Source organism: Shewanella putrefaciens (assembly GCF_016406305.1).
GTDB lineage: Bacteria > Pseudomonadota > Gammaproteobacteria > Enterobacterales > Shewanellaceae > Shewanella > Shewanella putrefaciens_C.
In genome coordinates this window covers 17,613-38,106 of the sequence record NZ_CP066369.1, presented here as the reverse complement: position 1 = coordinate 38,106, position 20,494 = coordinate 17,613, and the positions used below count along the sequence as shown (strand labels likewise).

Genomic DNA, 20,494 nt, shown 5'->3' with positions numbered 1-20,494 from the left:
CAGTCTACCGTGCTTTTGAGCCCACGCAAGCCGAATTATGTTCAACTAAATTTCGCGTAGGGTTTCACGCTATAATGCGCCATCGGCTCAATACTCTCTATTTTAGTGAACGACTATTCCAATGAACTGGCTTAAAAAGATTTTTAGTAAACACACTCCACCACAGGATGATCGCGATCCGAGCCAATCAAACGCCTATGACTTAATTGGCGGCGAAAAAGTGCTCCGCGCTATCGCCAAAAGTTTTTATCGGAAGATGGCAAGTTCGGCCGAAACGACAACACTGTTTGCCATTCATAGGGCGCCAATTGCGGAGTCAGAGCAGAAGTTGTTCGAATTTTTAAGTGGTTGGCTCGGCGGGCCGCAACTCTACCAGCAAAAATATGGTCACCCCGCATTGCGAGCACGACACATGCATTTCGCCGTCGATGAGGCGATGCGCGATCAATGGCTGTTTTGTATGAAGTTTGCGATTGAAGAGAACATTAAAAAGCCAGAGCATCGAGCCGCCATTTATGAGGCGATTTCAACTCTGGCCGATCATATGCGTAATCAATAAAGTGGATGCTGTATCCCCTTTATAAGATTAATGGCTAAACCCAGTCGCGGGGTTTGAGGTAGTTATCGTACAAATCTGCCTCAGGGCTTCCCGCCTCCGGTGTATAGCCATATTGCCAACGCACTAATGGCGGCATCGACATTAAGATAGACTCGGTACGGCCACCCGTCTGCAGGCCAAACAACGTGCCCCTGTCGTAAACTAAGTTGAACTCAACATACCGACCACGACGATAGAGTTGGAACTGGCGCTCACGCTCACCGAATTCAGTATCTTTACGGCGCTCGACAATCGGCGCATAGGCGGTTAAGAAGCCATTACCCACGGCTTGCATAAAGCTAAAGCTTTGATCGAATCCTGCTTGATTCAAGTCATCAAAAAACAGTCCGCCCACGCCGCGGGTTTCATTGCGGTGCGGTAGGAAGAAATACTCATCGCACCACTTCTTATACTTGGGATAAACCTCATCCCCGAAAGGCGCACAAATATCCTTAGACGTTTGATGCCACTCGCGCACATCTTCCTCAAAGGGATAATAAGGTGTTAAGTCAAAACCACCGCCAAACCACCACACGGGATCGGCGCCCTCTTTTTGGGCGATAAAGAAGCGCACATTAGCGTGAGTCGTTGGGATATAAGGATTGTTAGGATGAATAACTAAAGAAACGCCCATAGCTTCAAAACTACGGCCCGCTAACTCAGGGCGATGCGCCGTAGCCGACGCAGGCATAGCAGCGCCAGTCACATGGGAAAAGTTAACCCCAGCTTGCTCGAACACCGCGCCTTGAGTTAATACTCGGCTGGTGCCACCACCGCCTTCGGCACGGGTCCATGAGTCGGCGACAAAGGTCGCCTGGCCATCTAACTTTGCTAAACCTGCACAAATTCGGTTTTGTAGATCGAGTAAAAACGCTTTTACCACCGCAGCATCTGGCACACTCATCTTTTTATGATCCTTACTGTTATTCACTTATTGTCCATTTCGTAAAATTTTGCCGCTACGCGCATCTATGATGGTCGAGGGCTGACGTTGTTCGCCAAGTTCACCTAGCACCAGTGCATCAATTTTACCTTCAAAATCGGCAAGAATTTCAGCGGCAGATAATGCGGGGTCTTCACCCGCGAGGTTAGCACTGGTCGACACTAAGGGTTTATTGAACGCGCGGCACAGGGCTTGAACCCCTGCATGGGCCGATACGCGCACGGCGATAGAGTCAAATTCACCACAGAGGTATTTTGAAACCTGCGCTTTGATTGGCATGACAAAGGTAAAAGGCCCCGGCCACTTGGAAAATGCGAACTCGAGCTGCTCAACCGTTAATTGCGACTCATCAACATAAGCTAAAAGCTGCTGAAAATCACTGGCGACTAAGATCAGTCCCTTTTGCCATGGGCGCTGTTTTACAGCCAATAACTTTTGGATAGCGGTGTCATTATCTGGGTCGCAACCTAGGCCATAAACGGCCTCGGTTGGATAAGCGATAACACCACCGTTAAGCACAATATCTTTTATGTCAGATGGGTGCAGCTGCAACATCTTAGGATCACCTTTTGAGTATTGTCGATTTCAACAATCAAATTATTGGATAAATTCGAATACTGACCGCCCCATCAGCGGTCAACCGAGGATTATACTCAAGCCACTTTCATCGGCCAAATATTAAGATGCAAGTCACACAATAAACTAAAGTGGTCTTTTGTATTTGCAGCTTTTTTGCGGGCATTCTAAGCGCATCCCAGCCGCACCTTTACGCTCGACTAAAATCCCATACCCACAATCAGGGCACACTTCAGCAACCGGTGGATAATTCACAATAAACTTACACTTAGGATAAGCGCTGCAGGCATAAAAACTCTTACCGAAACGACTCGTTCTATGTTCGAGTTTACCCATTTTGCATTCTGGACAAGGGATGTCAGGCTTGTCGCTCGCTTGATCCTGTTTTTCAATATGAGTGCAACTTGGATATTGAGTACAACCGATAAAGATCCCAAAACGCCCTGATTTTACCGCCAATTCATGGCCACATTCAGGGCAGACTGAACCTTCAATCACTTGGGTTTCAATGGATTCGTGTTGTACTAAAGGACGCGTATACTCACAGTTCGGATAGTTATTACAGCCAATAAAACTGCCGTGTTTACTGTGTTTTACCGTTAACTCACTGCCGCACTCGGGGCAAAGTTCGTATTCTTTTTCCAAGGCGTGCTCATGGGCACTAAATAATTGTTCATCGATCTTAGACATAATCATTCACCACCAATCAAAGCGCATAACGCTTGGCCACCAACAAACTCATGGCATCAAAAAAGGAGGTCTTAGCCTCCTTTCTCTCATTATTCATAGTATCGCAACGATTAAGAATGTAGTCGGCCTTCGGGCTGCTCAAAAATTAAATCTTCCATTTGCTCATAGGCGGATTCATGGCCGGGGGCGTTGAATAACACCATCAAGATAACCCACTTTAGATCTTCGAGGACTAAGGTAGGTTCATCAAGCTCCATGACTCTGTCGATCACCATTTCACGGGTTTCGACATTCAGCACTTTCACTTGCTCTAAAAACAGCAAGAAACCACGGCATTCCACATCTAACTTTTCCATTTCGTCTTTAGTGTAAATGCGAAATGAATGTTGATCATGGTTACACAGGTAAGGTTTATCCCCTTCCTGTAGTTCCGCTAGACGTTCCAACCAAGTTAACGCCTTTAAAATTTCGGACTGGTGGAAACCAGCGCGAGTGAGTTCCTTGGTTAACTCGTCTTCATCCACTAATAGTTCAACTTCACTGTGAACATAGTTTTCAAATAGATACATGAGGATATCAAACATGGCTAGCTCCTCTTTACTCTGACGTAACCACCGGGTACTGCAATAACCCAACCTTGCAACTCAAGTTCAAGCATTTGTTCTAACACCAGATCTATCGTTTTTCCACTATGTTCAACTACAGCATCAATTGTTGTAGCTTCATAACCTACACTAGCTAACAGCGACGAAAATGGCAAATGACAAATCTCATCTTGCTGTAACTGTATATGGTGGCATAACGCTAACTCTTCAAGGTGAAAAGCGGTCAAACTTGCCAACTCACCTACTATATCGGCCGCGGTTTCCACAAGTTTTGCGCCATCACGCAATAAATCATGGCAACCTTGATGATAGCCACCGAGGATAGAACCAGGAACGGCAAACACCTCACGTCCTTGCTCCATTGCCAGTCTGGCGGTGATCAAAGAACCGCTTTTACGGCAAGCCTCTACCACTAGCGTACCTAGAGAAAGACCGCTAATAATGCGATTTCGTTTCGGAAAATTACCCGCAAACGGCCCAACATCTGGCCAAAACTCGCTGAGTATACAGCCTTGTTGCTGAATATTCTCATAAAGCTGTCGATGTCTACGGGGATAAATTGTATCAATACCGGTTCCCAGCACTGCAATCGTCCTTTGGCTCCTATCGACACATGCCTTATGGGCGGCACCATCAATCCCCATTGCCATACCACTACAAATACCAAATCCAATGGCGGACATTTCACTCGCTAATTGATAAGCCACCTGTAAACCACCAGGCGATGCATTTCGGCTCCCAACAATGGCGAAATAAGGTAAAACCAATGCCTCTAAGCATCCTTTAACAAATAGCACTGTGGGTGGATCGGATAATTGTTTTAATAAGGGAGGATAAAGGGGATCGGAGAGGCAGATTAAATGATTGAACTCAGATTGTTGTTGCCACTCAAGGGCGGCATCCACTTTTTGATAATCAATAGTAAGGCTATGGAGCCGTTTATCCGATAAAGGTAGGGCTTGTCTTTCATGCTCTAACCTTTGTCTGAGATCGTCCACATCCATGTGTTTTAATAATTGTTGGATCTGGGCGGGTCCAAGCCCAGATACAGCACTAACAACTAACCAATCGACCAAGTGTGCAGAAATTATTGACCTCTATAGGCTAAAGACTCGGGAGCAACAAGCTTATCGTCAACTCGAACTGGACGTTCATTGGCGACAATTAATCCTAAGCTTGCCTTATCAAACACTTTAAAAACTAACAATCTACCATGGTAAATATCAGGCATTTTTATCGCTCGATCCGATGAGATAGATGCGACTATATTGTCATAGGCCGTACGTTCAGTAGCTGGTACGGGTAAACCATCATGGCCGATGACTATCTCTTCACCATCACGATAAATAGAGAACACTTCACCGGGTTCGACGCCATCCTGCTTACCTTTATCTAAGTACACGACATTTAACTTACCCGCTTCGCGCATCTTAGACTCAATGGCTAGCACTGTGGCTGGCGTCTTTAAGTCTGCGGCTTTAGGGGTGAAATAGGCCGACATTAGAGAATCATCTTCCATCGGCAATACTTTAAAACCAGCCTTAGTCTCACGGTAATTACTCAGCAGTTTTATTTTTGAAACTTTCCCAGATTCAATAACTTGCCCGGTTGATGTTAACACCGCTTCCTGCCCTAAGGCTTCACCCGTTTCCTTATTGAAAAATTCACGCCCACGCTCATAGACGCCGTATTTTTTATGCAAAGGTAATTCGCTGTCGATATAAATCACATCACCCAACACATGGTGGCGTGAAGGGCTTTCACCCGCGAGCACCATAGGCTGCTCGGCTAGCCACTGCGAATCAACCACGCGATTTTGAACCAGATAATTCTCAATCAGAGCCAGGTCCACGGCGGGCACTGCGTCACTTTTAGAAATGATACGCCCCTCAGGACTCTTTCTAACATGGGGTTTACCGTCATTGGAACCATTACGGACTAATCTAGGTTGACCATCGATAAAGACTAATGTGAGCAGATCACCGGGATAAATAAGGTGGGGGTTTGCAATCTGTGGGTTAACATCCCATAGACTTGGCCATTTCCACGGATCATTTAAAAAAGTCGCGGAGATATCCCAAAGGGTATCGCCCTTCTTTACCACATATGACTCAGGATGCCCCGCTTTAAGCGTCAGGGTATCTGCGGAAACAAACGTGCAATTGAATGTCATTAACGCGAGTAAAATTAACCGTTTCATGGTGCAGTCCATGTTGTTTGGCTCTTAAATCGAGCTTTTACTGTTATTGATAGGCACTAAAGATTAAAATTAACCCATTAGCCTCAGTCAGTATAACCAACTGGCTGAGATTTGACAGACTTGTTAAGAGTTTAAGTATGGCACTGTTAAAAGTTTTACGTTTTCCCGATGAAAGATTGCGAACTCAAGCGACACCTATCACTGAGTTTAATGCTGAGTTGCAAACTCAAATCGATGATATGTTCGAGACCATGTACCAAGAAAAAGGGATTGGTCTGGCTGCGACTCAAGTCGATTACCATAAACAGCTGATCGTCATGGATTTACAAGACGAGGTCGAACGCCCTAAGGTATTTATCAACCCTGAAATTATTGCCAGTAGCGGTGATTTTTGTAACGAAGAAGGCTGCCTGTCCGTTCCTGGGGTTTATGCCAAGGTCGATCGCGCAGAGTTTGTTACAGTCAAAGCCTTAGATAGGCACGGTAACGAATTTACGATTGAAGCCAATGAACTGTTTGCCATTTGTATCCAGCATGAAATGGATCACCTCAAAGGCAAATTGTTTGTCGACTACCTGTCGCCTTTAAAGCGTCAACGGATCAAACAGAAACTTGAAAAAGCGGCCCGATTGGACGCCAAAGAAGCATAGGATCAGATTTGAAACCACTCAACATCATCTTTGCCGGAACACCGGATTTTGCTGCTCGCCATTTACAGGCGCTACTCGACTCACACCATAATGTGATTGGCGTTTACACTCAGCCCGATAGACCCGCAGGCCGCGGCAAGAAACTAACCGCCAGTCCAGTAAAAGAACTCGCGCTCGCCAATAATATTCCAGTTTACCAACCCGGCTCACTTCGCAAAGAACCCGCACAACAGGAACTGGCCGCACTCAATGCCGATATTATGGTAGTCGTCGCCTACGGTTTGATTCTGCCCAAAGTCGTCCTAGATACACCGCGTTTAGGTTGTATTAACGTGCATGGTTCTATTTTGCCACGCTGGCGCGGCGCGGCGCCGATCCAACGCGCACTCTGGGCGGGCGATAAAACAACCGGCGTCACCGTTATGCAAATGGATGTAGGGCTAGACACTGGCGACATGTTGCTCAAAACGACGCTACCGATTGAAGATGATGACACTTCGGCCAGCCTTTATGAAAAACTCGCAGAGCAAGGTCCCGTCGCCCTATTACAGGCCCTCGAAGGTTTAGCAAACGGCACCTTAGCCGCTGAAAAGCAAGATGAAACCTTAGCGAACTACGCAGAGAAACTCAGTAAAGAAGAAGCCAGACTCGACTGGAATAAATCCGCCAAGCAACTATGGCAGGAAGTTCGCGCCTTTAATCCTTGGCCAGTGAGCTATTTTGAGCACCAAGGCAATACCATCAAAGTGTGGCAGACCCAAGTCAGCCAAGCCACCAGCAATGCAGCGCCAGGCACGATTATCAGTGCGAGCAAGAAAGGCATAGAAGTGGCGACTGGCGATGGTGTGTTAACCCTGCTGAGCATGCAATTGCCCGGGAAGAAACCACTCAGCGTTGCCGATATTCTCAATGCCCGCGGTGAATGGTTTAGCCCTAATACTCGCCTAAACAGCGAGGCACAATAATGATGAACTTGCGCGCGCTGGCGGCGAAAGGCATTTTCGAGGTATTGGAGAAGGGCGTGTCGCTCTCAGTCGCCTTACCCGAACAGCAAAAACACCTTACCAGCGGCAAAGATAAAGCCCTGCTCGCCGAACTCTGCTACGGCGTGATGCGCACTCTGCCACAAATCGAAAAACGCATCAGCGAATGCCTCGAAAAACCATTAAAAGGCAAACAACGGATCATTCATCAGCTATTAATTGTCGGCTGTTATCAGTTGTACTTCACTCGCATCCCTAGCCACGCTGCGATTTCAGAAACCGCCGAGGCCTGCCGCCAACTAAAATTTGAGGGCATGGTCAAAGTGGTTAACGGCGTACTGCGTAATATTCAGCGCCAGTTAACCCCGCTGAGTACCGAGTCGGAAACCTTAAGCTACAACACGCCCGCTTGGTTGATAAAGCGCTTAAAAGCCGCTTATCCCGACAACTGGCAAGTAATTATCCAGCAGAGCCATGAGCGCCCACCGATGTGGCTGCGCAACAACCGCGTATCCCAGAGCCGTAGTGAATACCTCGCCGCCTTAGCCGAACTTGAGATTGAAGCGAGCGAAGGCAGTAGTGCCGATGCCATTCTACTCGCTCACCCCAAGGATGTAGCGATACTGCCGCGTTTCTATGAAGGCGCCGCATCGGTGCAAGATGGCGCAGCCCAATGGGCGGCGACACTGTTAGCACCAAAGGCCAATGAACTCGTTCTCGATGCCTGCGCTGCGCCCGGCGGCAAAAGCTGTCATCTACTCGAACTAGAGCCGAGCATCAAACTCGTCGCCGTCGACTTTGATGCCAAACGCCTCGAGCGCGTGCAACAGAACCTTGACCGTTTGTCATTAAAAGCGGAGCTTATCCATGGGGATGCGGCCAATATTGACTCATGGTGGCAAGGTGGACAATTTGATCGTATCTTACTGGACGCCCCCTGTTCGGCCACAGGCGTGATCCGTCGTCATCCCGATATTAAGTGGTTACGCAAAAATCATGACATAGAAGAACTCGCCGAACTGCAACAGCAAATTCTCGATCATTGCTGGAAATGGCTAAAACCCGGCGGCACGCTTCTTTATGCCACTTGCTCGATTTTGCCGCAGGAAAACCGCGACCAAATCAACGCATTTTTGGCCAGAACCGCAGATGCTAAGCTAGATATACTCACCCAGCAGACTTCAGCCCAAGATATAGGTTGGCAAATCACGCCGGGACAAGACAATATGGATGGGTTTTATTACGCCCGTTTATTAAAAGCGACCCATTAGGAAGTAAGCAAGGCCATGAAAATTATCATATTAGGTGCGGGTCAAGTGGGGGGAACCTTGGCCGAGAATTTGGTCGGTGAGAACAATGACATCACCATAGTCGATAGCGACAAATCCAGATTACGTGCCCTGCAGGATAAATATGACCTTCGTGTCGTGGCGGGACATGGTGCCCACCCCGATGTGCTAAAGGAAGCTGGCGCCGAGGATGCCGACATGCTTATTGCTGTTACCAACAGCGATGAATGCAACATGGTCGCCTGCCAAATGGCCTACAGCCTCTTTGGCACTCCCACTAAAATCGCCCGTATCCGCTCAGAACCCTATCTGGCGATGCGCGATAAACTGTTTATCGACAGTGAAACTAAGAACAGTGAGGGTCGTCCCCGTGGCGGTTTCGTCATTGATGAACTTATCGCGCCTGAACAGTTAGTGACCGCTTACATTCAACGTTTGGTTGAGTATCCGGGCGCACTGCAAGTGCTCGAATTTGCCGAGGGCCGCTTAAGCCTTGTGGCCGTGCGCGCCTATTATGGCGGACCACTGGTGGGAAATGCGTTAGCGGCACTGCGCGAACATATGCCCAATATTGATACCCGAGTGGCAGCTATTTTCCGCCAAGGCCGCCCTATCATGCCCCGCGGTACCACGATTATCGAGGCCGATGATGAAGTCTTCTTCGTCGCCGACAGCCGCCATATTCGCGCTGTGATGAGTGAGATGCAAAAACTCGACAACTCCTACCGCAATATTATGATCGCCGGTGGTGGCAACATAGGTTTAGGACTCGCAAAGCGCCTCGAGCGCACTCATTCAGTCAAGCTTATCGAGCATAAGTTTGAGCGTGCTGAGGCCCTCTCGGAGCAACTTGAAAACACTACGGTATTCTGCGGAGATGCATCGGATCAGGAGTTATTGCTCGAAGAGCATATAGATCAAACCGACGTATTTATTGCGGTGACCAACGACGATGAAGCCAATATCATGTCGGCGTTGTTGGCAAAGCGTATGGGCGCCAAAAAGGTGATGGTGCTTATCCAACGTGAAGCCTATGTGGATATAGTCCAAGAAGCCAATATTGATATCGCTATTTCGCCACAGCAAGCAACGATTTCAGCCCTATTAACCCATATCCGTCAGGGAGATATCTGCAACGTTTACTCCCTACGTCGCGGTGCCGCCGAGGCGATTGAAGCGATTGCCCACGGCGATTCCAGCACTTCTAAGGTGGTGGGTAAGGCGATTGGAGAAATTAAATTACCGCCAGGAACGACCATAGGCGCCATAGTTCGCAACGACGAAGTATTAATGGCCCACGACAAAACCGTGATAGAGCAAGGGGATCATGTGATCTTATTCCTCGTGAATAAGAAGTTTGTCGGCGAAGTCGAAAAACTGTTCCAACCAAGCGCTTTTTTCTTCTAACTGCCTTAGTAAGCTAATGTATGCTGAACTTTAGACCACTATTGTTTATTCTAGGGCTGTTTCTCTCCATGTTGACAGCCTTTATGTTTGTGCCACTCCTCGTCGCCGCTTTCAATGGCGAAGAGACTGTGGGGTCATTCATGCTATCGGCCTTGGCAACAGGGATTTGCGCCAGCCTTTGTCTACATAACGGCCAAAGCAAAGCAATTCACCTCAATATTCGTGATATGTTTTTGCTCACCAGCCTAACCTGGCTGATTGTGAGTCTTTTTGCGGCCATGCCTTTTACCTTGTACCACGGCATTGGTTATACGGACGCTTTTTTCGAGACCATGTCCGGCATTACTACAACTGGCTCCACCGTCCTCTCGGGTTTAGATACTATGGATCACAGTATCTTAATCTGGCGCTCTTTACTGCAATGGCTTGGCGGGATTGGTTTTATCGTGATGGCGGTAGCGATTCTTCCCTTCTTAAACGTCGGTGGTATGCGGCTATTCCGTACTGAGTCTTCAGATTGGAGTGATAAAGCCGTTCCTCGCACCCAAAGCATGGCTAAACACCTGTTTTTTATTTATGTTTTACTCACTGCAATCTGCTGTCTTGCCTATCACCTTGCGGGTATGACTTGGTTCGAAGCCATCAACCATGCGATGACGACCCTATCGACTGGCGGTTATTCCACCTCTGACAGCTCTATGGCGGCTTTTTCAAATTCGGCCCACTGGGTTGGTATCTTCTTTATGGCGGCGGGTGGCTTGCCACTCATCATGTTTGTACAAACCGTACAGCAAAGGGATCTGCGGATTTGGAACGATGCTCAAGTAAAAGGTTTTTTATTTTTCCTGATTTTTGTCTCTTGCTCTATTGGCTTTTGGCTATGGCAAACCCGCGATATTGAGCTGATCGATGCACTGCGTTTATCCAGTTTTAACGTCGTTTCCGTGGTGACAACTACAGGCTATGGTTTAACGGATTACGCAGCTTGGGGGGCTTTTGCCAATATCGCCTTCTTATTTTTAATGTTTGTCGGCAGCTGCTCCGGCTCAACCTCGGGCGGGATTAAAATTTTTCGGTTTCAAATCGCTGGCGCTATTATGCGTGAACAGTTGAAGCAGCAATGTCATCCGAATGGCATTTTTAGGGAGCGTTACAATAATCGCATCATCAGCGACGATATTGTGCGTTCGCTAATCACTTTTATGCTGCTTTTTATGCTGGTTATTGTGGGGTTATCGGTGATTTTAGTGTTGACGGGCCTAGATCCTATGACCAGTTTTACCGGTGCTATCACAGCCGTGACCAACGTGGGGCCAGGATTAGGCCCGATTATTGGCCCTGCGGGCAATTTCTCGACGCTACCCGATGTGGCTAAATGGGCATTGTCCCTCGGTATGCTGCTCGGTCGTTTAGAAATTTTAACCGTGGCGGTGTTATTCCATCCAAGTTTCTGGAAGTACTAATTCAGTAGCGCCAATAGAGCTTAAATCCAAAAATGCGCTTAACCTGTTAAGCGCATTTTTGATTAAGCAGTTGCAGTAACCTCGGTTAGTTCCAACAGATGGTCAGCGTAGACCTTCACATCTTCCCAGTCGGTATAATCGATTACCGCTTTAGGATCGGTTGGGCCTTTGGTTATTTTCATAATCAGCTGGATCATTAATCTGTCGTACCAAGGCCATGATGGATAATCCACCTTCCCCGCAATAATTTTTAAATCCATTGGGGTCCAAGGCGATAGCGCAATAAACTTCTGTAGGTATTTATTGTTCTCGGGAATGCGTTTTTCAGGATTTCTCGCCACTACGTTAACGCAGAAAAAACTGTTCGATAGCGCGGCTAAGGCCTGGGCATGTTGCTCAATAAATTGGAATACGCTCTTATCATAGGTGCCATAGAGGACGCAGGCACCGAAGGCGACCACATCATAATCGGGCCAATTAATGCAAGTAGCGGCAGCACTATTGATATCGATAAGATCGACCTGTGCTCCCCGAGACATTAATTGGTCGGCAATTGCACTGGCAATCTTGGCCGTATGGCCACCGCGGGTAAAATAAAGCACAAGAATCCGTGTCATAGGGTGTTTCCGATCCACTAAAGTCATGTCACCATTGTGGCTATATTCGGTTTAATAAACCTCTAATAGGATCACAAATCGGCGGTATCTCATATTCTGTCATGCAAAAATTGAGATCTACATTACTGAGCAGTATGATTGCGTATATTGAAGTGTTCAATTAGAATTATCTAATCAAAAGCGATGAAGTGAGTGACCTTATGCAAAATGACATAGATGTAGCTGCAATGGTAACTAATGCGGAAAGTGCGGCTAAATGGCTCAAGGCCATAGCGAATCCTTATCGCCTAATGATTTTATGCCTACTGCTGGATAAAGAATTGAGCGTAACTGAGCTTAACGCCACAGTTCCTCTAAGCCAATCGGCATTATCGCAACACTTAGCGGTTTTACGCTCAGAGGATCTGGTCGATACTCGTAAGAGTTCACAGATTGTTTACTACAAACTCAAAAACGAGCAAGTCACCCAAGTCATTTCGATTCTTCACAGCCGCTACTGCGCCGTGTAATAGCAAGATTAGCCTAAAATTAAGCCCCAATGACTGGGGCTTAATTGTTTCTAGCGTTGGCTAAAATGGCTGCCAAAGGCATCAACCTTTGCCCAATCGGTAAACTCGAAGGTACCCTTAATATCGGTCGGCCCCTTAGTCATCCACATGATGAAACGTATCATAGTACGGTCGAATAAACCGTACTTGGGATAGTCAATCTTGCCTGCAAAAACGGCTAACTCCTGTGGTTGCCACAGGGAAAGTTTTAGAAACTTTTGCATATAAGGATTGGTTTCTGGGGTATTTTTTAAGGGTTTACGCGCCACCACATTCACGGTAAAAAAGCCGTTAATTTTAGTGTCTAGCACGGCATGGTGGCGATTAACGAACTGGTAAAGCTCAGGTCTATGCTTACCATAACGAATACTTGCGCCGATCAGTACTTTATCAAAATCCGCTAAACTCAAGGCCTCCGCCTGCTCCAGCGTAACCAGGGACACTTGCTCTCCCACCTGCTCGGCAATCGCCTTCATCTTTTGGCATATTGCCAATGTTTGGCCATCAATCGTCGAATAGATTATTAACGTCTGCATCACTAATTCTTCCAAAAAGTTGGCGTAAACAAAATCAACAAGGTAAACACTTCGAGGCGACCAAACAGCATGGCGACCACAAGCACCCACTTAGCACCATCACCGATACTGGCATAATTACTCGCCACCTCGCCTAAACCAGGGCCAAGGTTGTTTAGGCAAGCCGCGGTAGCACTAAAAGCGGTAATATCATCTAACCCCATAGCCATAAGAGCAAGCATGCAAACCACAAACACCAGCGCATAAGCCGAGAAGAACCCCCACACCGCATCGACAACGCGATCGGGTAAGGCTTTAGAGCCAATGCGGATAGAAAACATCGCCTTGGGATGCACTAAACGCTTAAGCTCACGGGACCCCTGTAACAGCAGCAAAATAACCCGAATCACTTTAATTCCCCCAGCAGTAGAGCCGCCGCAACCGCCGATAAAACTCGAGAAAATTAATAAAATGGGCAAGAATAATGGCCACATGTGAAAACTATCGGTACCAAACCCTGCCGTAGTGGCCACAGAAACTGCTTGGAATAAGGCGTGATCTAAGGTTTCTTCCGGCGAGTCATAAATGCCAGAATTATAAAGTGTTAAAAAACAAATTGCCGTCAAAATAAGCTGAATCGCCACCAGCATCTTAAATTCAGCATCTCTAAAATAGACTTTAACGTTAATCCCGCGACGGGAGAATGCCGCAAAATGCACGCTAAAGTTGACCGCTGAAACGATTAAAAAGAACACGCAAATTAAATTAATGATCGGGCTATCAAAGTACCCCATGCTAGCATCGTGAGTTGAAAAGCCACCGATGGCGATAGTTGAAAACGAATGGCACACGGCATCGAAAACACTCATTCCCGCTAACCAATAGGCCCCAGCGCAGGCAATAGTTAACAGTAAATAGATGTACCACAAAGCCTTAGCTGTCTCGGCAATCCTGGGGGTCATCTTGCTGTCCTTCACAGGCCCGGGGATTTCGGCGCGATAGAGCTGCATTCCCCCTACGCCAAGCACAGGTAAAATGGCCACTGCCAGTACGATGATCCCCATACCACCGAGCCACTGCAGCATATGTCGATAAAACAGAATAGCTTTAGGCAAGTAGTCGAGCCCAACAATCACTGTGGCCCCAGTTGTGGTTAACGCAGAAAAGGATTCGAAGAAGCTATCAGTCCAACTCAGATCTGGCTGACTCGAGAAGATAAACGGCAAGGCACCAATAGAACCCAATACAGTCCAGAACAGCACCACGATCAGAAACCCTTCTCGGGTACGTAATTCCTCTTTACAACGGCGATTGGGATACCAGAGCCAAAAACCAATAAACAGACTCACAAAAAAGGCTTGGATAAATGCCGTGCCACCGCCATCGTTGTACCAAATGGCAATCAAGGCTGGTGGCAGCATAGTGATGGAAAATAAGCCGATTAGCAGGCCTATGATTCTTATTATGGTTTTATATTGCATTAAGCGGGTTCAATAATTCCATTGGCTGTAAAAGTATTTTCAGCATTTGGGCTATTTTGGCATAGTTTACACTGGCATCACAGGTCAAACTCAGCCCTTAGACTACCTTGGCTTAGAGTTGTCAATAATTCGCTAAATTTGGCTCGCTGATGTTTGCCAATTTCAAATTCAATAGCAACCGCTTCAGCAAATTGCTTATTGATAACAACCGCATCCACCTGCTGCAATAGATGCTCTATGTCCCTTAGCTGCGAGTAGTCACACTGTAATCTTGCAGGATAGCGAAGTTGTTTTAGTTGAGTCGCAACTTTAGTTAACCCTTGCCTTAACCCCGAAGTATAGGCCCTAACCAAGCCCCCAACGCCCAGTTTAGTGCCGCCATAGTAACGCACAACGACGGCGGCCACTTCACCAATATTCGCGCCTTGCAACACAGCCAACATAGGTCGGCCAGCACTGCCTGCGGGTTCACCATCATCACTTGAGCCAATCAATACCATGTCGGTTGGTGCGCCAGCGATAAAGGCATAGCAGTAGTGGCTTGCGCCGGGATAATCACGCCTTATGTCAGTAAGCGCTAACTTCAATTTATCTATGCTATCGCAATGGAAGATAAAAGAGATAAAGCGGCTATGCTTTATCTCCTCTTCTAACTGCCAGTTTTCACTGGGGATAAGGTAACTTTCGAGCACCAATTCGTCCTAAACCTTACCCTATGATCCATCAGCTAAACCCAACTCGCGGGTCATATTCTCGTTGCGGTCTTGATGCACAATCACGTTATCTTCGATACGAATTCCACCAAAGGGCCTTAACTCATCCACGGTTTGCCAGTTGATCTGCAGGCCACGGCCATCTTGTTTAAGCTCATTGAGCAGAGTATCTATGATGTATAACCCGGGCTCCATGGTCAGCACTTGGTTTGGCGCTAAAATACGGGTGCAGCGCAAAAATGGGTGGGCATCGGGCGCCGCGATATGGGTACCGCGCTCATCGTGGGAGAAGCCCCCCACATCATGCACTTGTAAACCTAACATGTGGCCTAAACCATGGGGGAAGAAAGCACTGGTAATGCCTTGATCAACCAACCCTTGGGCATCACCCGTGGCTAAATCAAAATCCAATAGCATTTGCGCGACTTTAGCGTGGGTAGCTAAGTGTAAATCAGGGTAACGCACGCCGGGACGCATCATATCGATCAGCTCTAGCTGCGCCCTATTCATCGCAGCGATCAACTCATCGAAACGATTCTTCTCGAAGGCATAGGTTCTGGTGATATCAGAGGCATAGCCAAAGTAACTCGCGCCCGCATCGATAAGAAATGATAAACGTTTCGCAGGGCTTTGGTGTTCAAGTGCGGTGTAATGCAAAATCGCCGCATTTTGGTTAAGGGCGATAATATTGCCGTAGGGCACTTCATTCTCGCTCTGGCCCACGGCAGATAAATAATGCTGTTGGATCTCGAACTCACTCGCACCGTTATAAAAGGCATTTTTAGCCGCCAAATGCCCCTGCACCGCTATTTGGTTGGCGCGGCGCATACATTCCAGCTCATATTCGGTTTTAGTGGTTCGATGATAATGCAGATAACTCATCACAGCATCGGGATTACGACTAGTAAAACCAAGCACTTCGGCCACATCTAAATGCTCACCCACATAAGCCCAATTAACGGTATCTTTGGGTAACACCTCGGCGACCTTATCGGCCTTAGTTAACAGCTTAATATCGAAATGCTCGGTCCAGAACATATCCGGCACATCGGACACTTTGTGCCAAAAATCTACCGGCCGATAAAAAATCAGCTGCGGCTTATCACTGCCATTGACCACTAACCAACAATTCGGATTATCTAAAACAGGCAGCCATGCCTTGAAGTGCGGATTTGCCTTAAAGGGATAATTGATATCATCCAAAAACATCCGATGTGGCTGACCCGAATGGATCACTAAACCGGACAAAGCTTCTCGAGACAAAATCTCAGTAACTCGGCGATTTAGCTCGGCGATATGGGCATGATAGTGATGAGCCAATTGATCCATTTGTCATATCCTGTAATCAATAAAGGGAATAAATAAAACCGAATTTAACTGTGACGACTAACGAATGAATTCCTCAGGGGAAATCTTTAAAGTCATCAGGCTGTTCTACACTCTGTGCAGTGTATCACAAAGGTGAAAAATCACTCTAGCCGACAAGAAATTAAACAGTCGTTTAAATTGGGTGTTGTAATTTATCGAATTTCGAAGCACACTGGCACACAACTGGTCAAATGATGGCCGAAGCTGCTGTGAGATAGAGAGTCGTACTAACACCAACTAATAATGGTGGGTATCACTTTTAAGCCAAAAGGAAGCAAGCAATGATCTACCAAAGTCCTACAATTCAAGTTGAGTTACTCGAGGATAATATTGCCAAGCTGTGCTTTAACGCACCCGGTTCGGTGAACAAATTCGACAGAGAAACCCTCGCCTCGCTCGATGCCGCATTAGACAGCATCAAGCAAAACTCCAATATCAAAGCGTTAGTGCTGACCTCAGGTAAAGATACCTTTATTGTGGGCGCCGACATTACCGAATTTTTAGGCCTGTTCGCACAGGATGACGCAGTCCTGCTCTCTTGGGTTGAACAAGCTAACGCAGTCTTCAATAAACTCGAAGACTTGCCTTTCCCAACCGCATCAGCAATCAAAGGCTTTGCCTTAGGTGGCGGCTGTGAAACCATTCTGGCAACGGATTTTCGTATCGCAGATACCACAGCCAAAATCGGTTTACCTGAAACTAAACTCGGCATTATCCCAGGCTTTGGCGGCACAGTTCGTCTGCCACGTGTGATTGGTGCAGATAACGCACTCGAGTGGATCACCACAGGTAACGACCAACGCGCTGAAGATGCACTGAAAGTCGGTGCTGTGGATGCTGTGGTTGCGCCAGAAGCATTAGAAGCGGCTGCAATTCAAATGCTCAAAGATGCTGTTGCTGAAAAGTTAGATTGGCAAGCGCGTCGTAACCGCAAACTGTCTGCGCTAACACTGCCCAAACTTGAAGCTATGATGTCATTCACCACAACTAAAGGCATGGTGTTTGCGGTTGCGGGTAAACACTACCCAGCACCAATGGCCGCAGTAAGCGTGATTGAGCAAGCATCGACTAAAGGCCGCACCGAAGCACTCCAAATAGAGCATCAAGCCTTTATCAAACTGGCTAAAACTGACGTAGCTAAAGCGCTTATCGGTATTTTCCTTAATGATCAACTTGTTAAGGGTAAAGCGAAAAAGGCGGGTAAGTTAGCCAAAGAAGTGAAAAACGCTGCCGTATTAGGCGCTGGCATTATGGGCGGCGGTATCGCCTACCAAAGCGCCAGCAAAGGCACACCGATTGTCATGAAAGACATTGCCCAGCCAGCATTAGATTTAGGCCTCAATGAAGCCGCCAAACTGCTGTCTGCCCAAGTTGCTCGTGGCCGTTCAACGCCAGAAAAAATGGCCAAAGTGCTGAACAACATCACCCCTGCATTAGAGTATGCGCCAATTAAGCATGCCGATGTCGTCGTTGAAGCCGTTGTTGAACATCCAAAAATTAAAGCTCAGGTTTTAGCCGAAGTTGAAGGCTATGTGAGTGAAGATGCGATTATCGCGTCAAACACTTCAACAATTTCAATCAACTTACTCGCTAAGAGTATGAAGAAACCTGAGCGTTTCTGCGGTATGCATTTCTTCAACCCAGTGCACAAAATGCCGTTGGTCGAAGTTATCCGTGGCGAGCACAGTTCTGAAGAAACCATCGCCTCTGTTGTGGCTTACGCCAGCAAAATGGGTAAAACGCCAATTGTTGTGAATGATTGCCCTGGCTTCTTTGTTAATCGCGTACTATTCCCTTACTTTGCCGGCTTTAACGGCTTACTTGCAGACGGTGGTGACTTTGCCGCAATCGACAAAGTTATGGAAAAACAATTCGGTTGGCCAATGGGCCCTGCTTACCTACTCGACGTAGTGGGTTTAGACACAGGTCATCACGCCCAAGCCGTTATGGCTGAAGGTTTCCCTGATCGCATGGGTAAATCTGGCACTGACGCAATTGATGTAATGTTTGAGAACAAGCGCCTTGGCCAGAAAAATGGCAAAGGTTTCTATGCCTATTCAGTCGATAGCCGCGGCAAACCGAAGAAAGATGTCGACCCAACGAGCTACGGCCTATTGAAAGCAGCCTTTGGCGACTTAAAAGCCTTTGAAGCCGATGAGATTATCGCTCGCACTATGATCCCTATGATCATCGAAACCGTGCGCTGTTTAGAAGAAGGTATTGTTGCATCGCCCGCCGAAGCAGATATGGGCCTAGTTTATGGCTTAGGTTTCCCACCATTCAGAGGCGGCGTGTTCCGTTACTTGGATACTATGGGCGTCGCAAACTTTGTGGCCTTAGCAGACAAATACGCTCACCAGGGCGGTCTGTATCAAGTCACAGATGCCATGCGTACATTAGCAGCCAATAACGGTAGCTACTACCAAGCCTAATTAGCGGGAAAGGAATTTAATCATGAAACAAGCTGTTATCGTAGACTGTATTCGTACTCCGATGGGCCGCTCTAAGGCTGGCGTATTTCGTAATGTACGTGCAGAAACTCTGTCTGCCGAATTAATGAAAGGTCTATTACTGCGCAACCCGCAGCTCGACCCAAACACCATTGAAGATGTGATTTGGGGTTGTGTGCAACAAACCCTAGAACAAGGCTTCAATATTGCCCGTAACGCATCGCTGCTTGCTGGTATACCTAAAACTGCTGGCGCGGTTACCATTAACCGTTTATGCGGTTCATCTATGGAAGCGATTCACCAAGCCGCGCGCGCCATTATGACGGGTATGGGTGATACCTTCTTGATTGGTGGTGTAGAACATATGGGACACGTGCCAATGAGCCACGGTGTCGACTTCCACCCTGGTCTTGCGAATAACGTGGCAAAAGCCTCTGGCATGATGGGCTTAACTGCTGAAATGCTGAGTAAACTGCACGGTATCACCCGTGAACAGCAAGATGCCTTTGCGGTACGTTCTCATCAACGCGCTTATGCAGCCACAGTTGAAGGCCGTTTTGCCAAGGAAATCTATGGTATCGAAGGTCACGATGCTAACGGTGCCTTAATTAAAGTCCTCCAAGACGAAGTGATCCGCCCTGAAACCTCAATGGAATCACTGGCTGCACTGCGCCCGGTATTCGATCCTGTCAACGGTACTGTGACTGCGGGAACTTCTTCTGCACTGTCCGATGGCGCTTCAGCCATGTTGATCATGGAAGAATCTAAAGCGCGCGCTCTTGGCTTGCCAATTCGTGCACGCATTCGCTCTATGGCGGTTGCGGGTTGTGATGCGGCGATCATGGGTTACGGCCCAGTGCCTGCCACACAAAAGGCGCTGGCTCGCGCTGGTATCACAGTTGCCGATTTAGATGTGATTGAACTGAACGAAGCGTTTGCGGCTCAATCTTTACCTTGTGTGAAGGATTTAGGCTTAGCGGATGTGGTTGACGACAAAATCAACCTCAACGGCGGCGCGATTGCACTAGGTCATCCACTGGGTTGTTCGGGTGCGCGTATCTCTACGACGCTGATTAACTTGATGGAAGATAAAGACGCGACCTTAGGTTTAGCGACCATGTGTATTGGTTTGGGCCAAGGTATCGCAACCGTATTCGAACGCGTTTAATTCGTTATTTGAATCATCAACCAAAGCCGGAATTTATTCCGGCTTTTTTATTGCGTCACCCATCTTAAGCTCTGAAATTATAAGATTAATATTCCTCTAAAGCCTAAGCATCGAGTTGATAATTAGTTAGTTATCAACTTAACTTCTAAGGGCATCTTAAAGTATTACATCCATAGTGGGCCTTGGGTCAACATAGAAGAGCAAGGATGCAGTTGTGTCATGCAATTTAA

At 47.3% G+C, this 20,494-nt stretch carries 20 protein-coding genes; 9 read left to right on the top strand and 11 right to left on the bottom strand.

The features are described 5' to 3' along the window. Positions 1-121 precede the first annotated feature (121 nt). Complete coding sequence (locus JFT56_RS00165; protein WP_198781779.1) at positions 122-559, top strand: group II truncated hemoglobin; 438 nt, start codon at positions 122-124, stop codon at positions 557-559. 34 nt (positions 560-593) lie between these two features. On the opposite strand, the gene hemF is transcribed toward JFT56_RS00165, so the two are convergent. From hemF to JFT56_RS00135, 6 genes are all read right to left on the bottom strand, one after another. Continuing rightward, the gene (gene hemF, locus JFT56_RS00160; RefSeq protein WP_198783462.1) at positions 594-1,502 is read right to left on the bottom strand and encodes an oxygen-dependent coproporphyrinogen oxidase; all 909 of its coding nucleotides are present in this window, start codon (positions 1,500-1,502) and stop codon (positions 594-596) included. 27 nt (positions 1,503-1,529) lie between these two features. Further along, positions 1,530-2,096 (bottom strand): L-threonylcarbamoyladenylate synthase, encoded by a 567-nt coding sequence (locus JFT56_RS00155; protein WP_198781777.1) that lies wholly within the window; start codon positions 2,094-2,096, stop codon positions 1,530-1,532. Positions 2,097-2,243: 147 nt separating this feature from the next. Beyond that, positions 2,244-2,807 (bottom strand): type I DNA topoisomerase, encoded by a 564-nt coding sequence (locus tag JFT56_RS00150; protein ID WP_198781775.1) that lies wholly within the window; start codon positions 2,805-2,807, stop codon positions 2,244-2,246. A gap of 110 nt (positions 2,808-2,917) precedes the next feature. Beyond that, positions 2,918-3,391 (bottom strand): DUF494 family protein, encoded by a 474-nt coding sequence (locus tag JFT56_RS00145; RefSeq protein ID WP_198781773.1) that lies wholly within the window; start codon positions 3,389-3,391, stop codon positions 2,918-2,920. A 2-nt stretch (positions 3,392-3,393) separates the two neighbouring features. Further along, on the bottom strand, positions 3,394-4,416 hold the full coding sequence (gene dprA, locus JFT56_RS00140; RefSeq protein WP_198783461.1) for a DNA-processing protein DprA: 1,023 nt from the start codon (positions 4,414-4,416) through the stop codon (positions 3,394-3,396). Positions 4,417-4,499: 83 nt separating this feature from the next. After that, entirely contained in the window at positions 4,500-5,624 is a 1,125-nt protein-coding gene (locus JFT56_RS00135; protein ID WP_198781771.1) for a LysM peptidoglycan-binding domain-containing protein, read from the bottom strand. A 125-nt stretch (positions 5,625-5,749) separates the two neighbouring features. Here JFT56_RS00135 and def point away from each other — a divergent pair, with 125 nt between their 5' ends. Genes def through JFT56_RS00110 form a run of 5 tightly spaced genes read left to right on the top strand, consistent with a single transcriptional unit; the run spans position 5,750 to position 11,404 of the window. Beyond that, positions 5,750-6,262, top strand: coding sequence for a peptide deformylase (gene def / locus JFT56_RS00130; protein ID WP_233095555.1), 513 nt, complete (start codon positions 5,750-5,752; stop codon positions 6,260-6,262). Positions 6,263-6,270: 8 nt separating this feature from the next. Beyond that, positions 6,271-7,227, top strand: coding sequence for a methionyl-tRNA formyltransferase (gene fmt, locus JFT56_RS00125; RefSeq protein ID WP_198781769.1), 957 nt, complete (start codon positions 6,271-6,273; stop codon positions 7,225-7,227). A gap of 2 nt (positions 7,228-7,229) precedes the next feature. Further along, positions 7,230-8,516, top strand: a complete 1,287-nt coding sequence (rsmB, locus tag JFT56_RS00120) for a 16S rRNA (cytosine(967)-C(5))-methyltransferase RsmB (protein WP_198783459.1) — start codon at positions 7,230-7,232, stop codon at positions 8,514-8,516. 15 nt (positions 8,517-8,531) lie between these two features. Next, positions 8,532-9,941, top strand: a complete 1,410-nt coding sequence (gene trkA, locus JFT56_RS00115) for a Trk system potassium transporter TrkA (protein ID WP_198781767.1) — start codon at positions 8,532-8,534, stop codon at positions 9,939-9,941. 20 nt (positions 9,942-9,961) lie between these two features. After that, positions 9,962-11,404 carry a TrkH family potassium uptake protein gene (locus JFT56_RS00110; RefSeq protein WP_198781765.1) on the top strand — a complete coding sequence of 481 codons (1,443 nt, stop codon included), beginning with the start codon at positions 9,962-9,964 and terminating at the stop codon, positions 11,402-11,404. 62 nt (positions 11,405-11,466) lie between these two features. On the opposite strand, the gene hemG (JFT56_RS00105) is transcribed toward JFT56_RS00110, so the two are convergent. After that, the gene (gene hemG / locus JFT56_RS00105; RefSeq protein WP_198781763.1) at positions 11,467-12,021 is read right to left on the bottom strand and encodes a menaquinone-dependent protoporphyrinogen IX dehydrogenase; all 555 of its coding nucleotides are present in this window, start codon (positions 12,019-12,021) and stop codon (positions 11,467-11,469) included. 200 nt (positions 12,022-12,221) lie between these two features. On the opposite strand from hemG (JFT56_RS00105), the gene JFT56_RS00100 reads away from it, so the two are divergent. After that, a complete protein-coding gene (locus tag JFT56_RS00100) occupies positions 12,222-12,530 on the top strand; it encodes an ArsR/SmtB family transcription factor (RefSeq protein ID WP_115335901.1) in 309 nt (102 codons plus the stop codon). Positions 12,531-12,580: 50 nt separating this feature from the next. On the opposite strand, the gene hemG (JFT56_RS00095) is transcribed toward JFT56_RS00100, so the two are convergent. From hemG (JFT56_RS00095) to pepQ, 4 genes are all read right to left on the bottom strand, one after another. Further along, on the bottom strand, positions 12,581-13,105 hold the full coding sequence (hemG, locus tag JFT56_RS00095) for a menaquinone-dependent protoporphyrinogen IX dehydrogenase (RefSeq protein WP_198781761.1): 525 nt from the start codon (positions 13,103-13,105) through the stop codon (positions 12,581-12,583). 2 nt (positions 13,106-13,107) lie between these two features. Further along, positions 13,108-14,565, bottom strand: coding sequence for a TrkH family potassium uptake protein (locus JFT56_RS00090; protein WP_198781759.1), 1,458 nt, complete (start codon positions 14,563-14,565; stop codon positions 13,108-13,110). A 77-nt stretch (positions 14,566-14,642) separates the two neighbouring features. Next, entirely contained in the window at positions 14,643-15,257 is a 615-nt protein-coding gene (locus JFT56_RS00085; RefSeq protein ID WP_198781757.1) for a YigZ family protein, read from the bottom strand. 21 nt (positions 15,258-15,278) lie between these two features. Then, positions 15,279-16,607: a Xaa-Pro dipeptidase gene (gene pepQ, locus JFT56_RS00080; RefSeq protein ID WP_198781755.1), complete on the bottom strand. Its 1,329-nt coding sequence runs from the start codon at positions 16,605-16,607 to the stop codon at positions 15,279-15,281. 320 nt (positions 16,608-16,927) lie between these two features. Here pepQ and fadB point away from each other — a divergent pair, with 320 nt between their 5' ends. Together fadB and fadA are read left to right on the top strand one after the other, a co-directional pair. Next, positions 16,928-19,078, top strand: a complete 2,151-nt coding sequence (fadB, locus tag JFT56_RS00075) for a fatty acid oxidation complex subunit alpha FadB (RefSeq protein ID WP_198781753.1) — start codon at positions 16,928-16,930, stop codon at positions 19,076-19,078. Positions 19,079-19,100: 22 nt separating this feature from the next. Further along, positions 19,101-20,264, top strand: a complete 1,164-nt coding sequence (gene fadA / locus JFT56_RS00070; RefSeq protein ID WP_198781751.1) for an acetyl-CoA C-acyltransferase FadA — start codon at positions 19,101-19,103, stop codon at positions 20,262-20,264. The last annotated feature ends 230 nt before the right edge of the window (positions 20,265-20,494 follow it).

Excerpts from the sequence above, each read along its gene's own strand:
- JFT56_RS00165 (WP_198781779.1), top strand. The coding sequence starts at position 122 with ATGAACTGGCTTAAAAAGATTTTTAGTAAACACACTCCACCACAGGAT.
- hemF (WP_198783462.1), bottom strand. The coding sequence starts at position 1,502 with ATGAGTGTGCCAGATGCTGCGGTGGTAAAAGCGTTTTTACTCGATCTA.
- JFT56_RS00155 (WP_198781777.1), bottom strand. The coding sequence starts at position 2,096 with ATGTTGCAGCTGCACCCATCTGACATAAAAGATATTGTGCTTAACGGT.
- JFT56_RS00150 (WP_198781775.1), bottom strand. The coding sequence starts at position 2,807 with ATGTCTAAGATCGATGAACAATTATTTAGTGCCCATGAGCACGCCTTG.
- JFT56_RS00145 (WP_198781773.1), bottom strand. The coding sequence starts at position 3,391 with ATGTTTGATATCCTCATGTATCTATTTGAAAACTATGTTCACAGTGAA.
- dprA (WP_198783461.1), bottom strand. The coding sequence starts at position 4,416 with ATGGATGTGGACGATCTCAGACAAAGGTTAGAGCATGAAAGACAAGCC.
- JFT56_RS00135 (WP_198781771.1), bottom strand. The coding sequence starts at position 5,624 with ATGGACTGCACCATGAAACGGTTAATTTTACTCGCGTTAATGACATTC.
- def (WP_233095555.1), top strand. The coding sequence starts at position 5,750 with ATGGCACTGTTAAAAGTTTTACGTTTTCCCGATGAAAGATTGCGAACT.
- rsmB (WP_198783459.1), top strand. The coding sequence starts at position 7,230 with ATGAACTTGCGCGCGCTGGCGGCGAAAGGCATTTTCGAGGTATTGGAG.
- trkA (WP_198781767.1), top strand. The coding sequence starts at position 8,532 with ATGAAAATTATCATATTAGGTGCGGGTCAAGTGGGGGGAACCTTGGCC.
- JFT56_RS00110 (WP_198781765.1), top strand. The coding sequence starts at position 9,962 with ATGCTGAACTTTAGACCACTATTGTTTATTCTAGGGCTGTTTCTCTCC.
- hemG (WP_198781763.1), bottom strand. The coding sequence starts at position 12,021 with ATGACACGGATTCTTGTGCTTTATTTTACCCGCGGTGGCCATACGGCC.
- JFT56_RS00100 (WP_115335901.1), top strand. The coding sequence starts at position 12,222 with ATGCAAAATGACATAGATGTAGCTGCAATGGTAACTAATGCGGAAAGT.
- hemG (WP_198781761.1), bottom strand. The coding sequence starts at position 13,105 with ATGCAGACGTTAATAATCTATTCGACGATTGATGGCCAAACATTGGCA.
- JFT56_RS00090 (WP_198781759.1), bottom strand. The coding sequence starts at position 14,565 with ATGCAATATAAAACCATAATAAGAATCATAGGCCTGCTAATCGGCTTA.
- pepQ (WP_198781755.1), bottom strand. The coding sequence starts at position 16,607 with ATGGATCAATTGGCTCATCACTATCATGCCCATATCGCCGAGCTAAAT.
- fadB (WP_198781753.1), top strand. The coding sequence starts at position 16,928 with ATGATCTACCAAAGTCCTACAATTCAAGTTGAGTTACTCGAGGATAAT.
- fadA (WP_198781751.1), top strand. The coding sequence starts at position 19,101 with ATGAAACAAGCTGTTATCGTAGACTGTATTCGTACTCCGATGGGCCGC.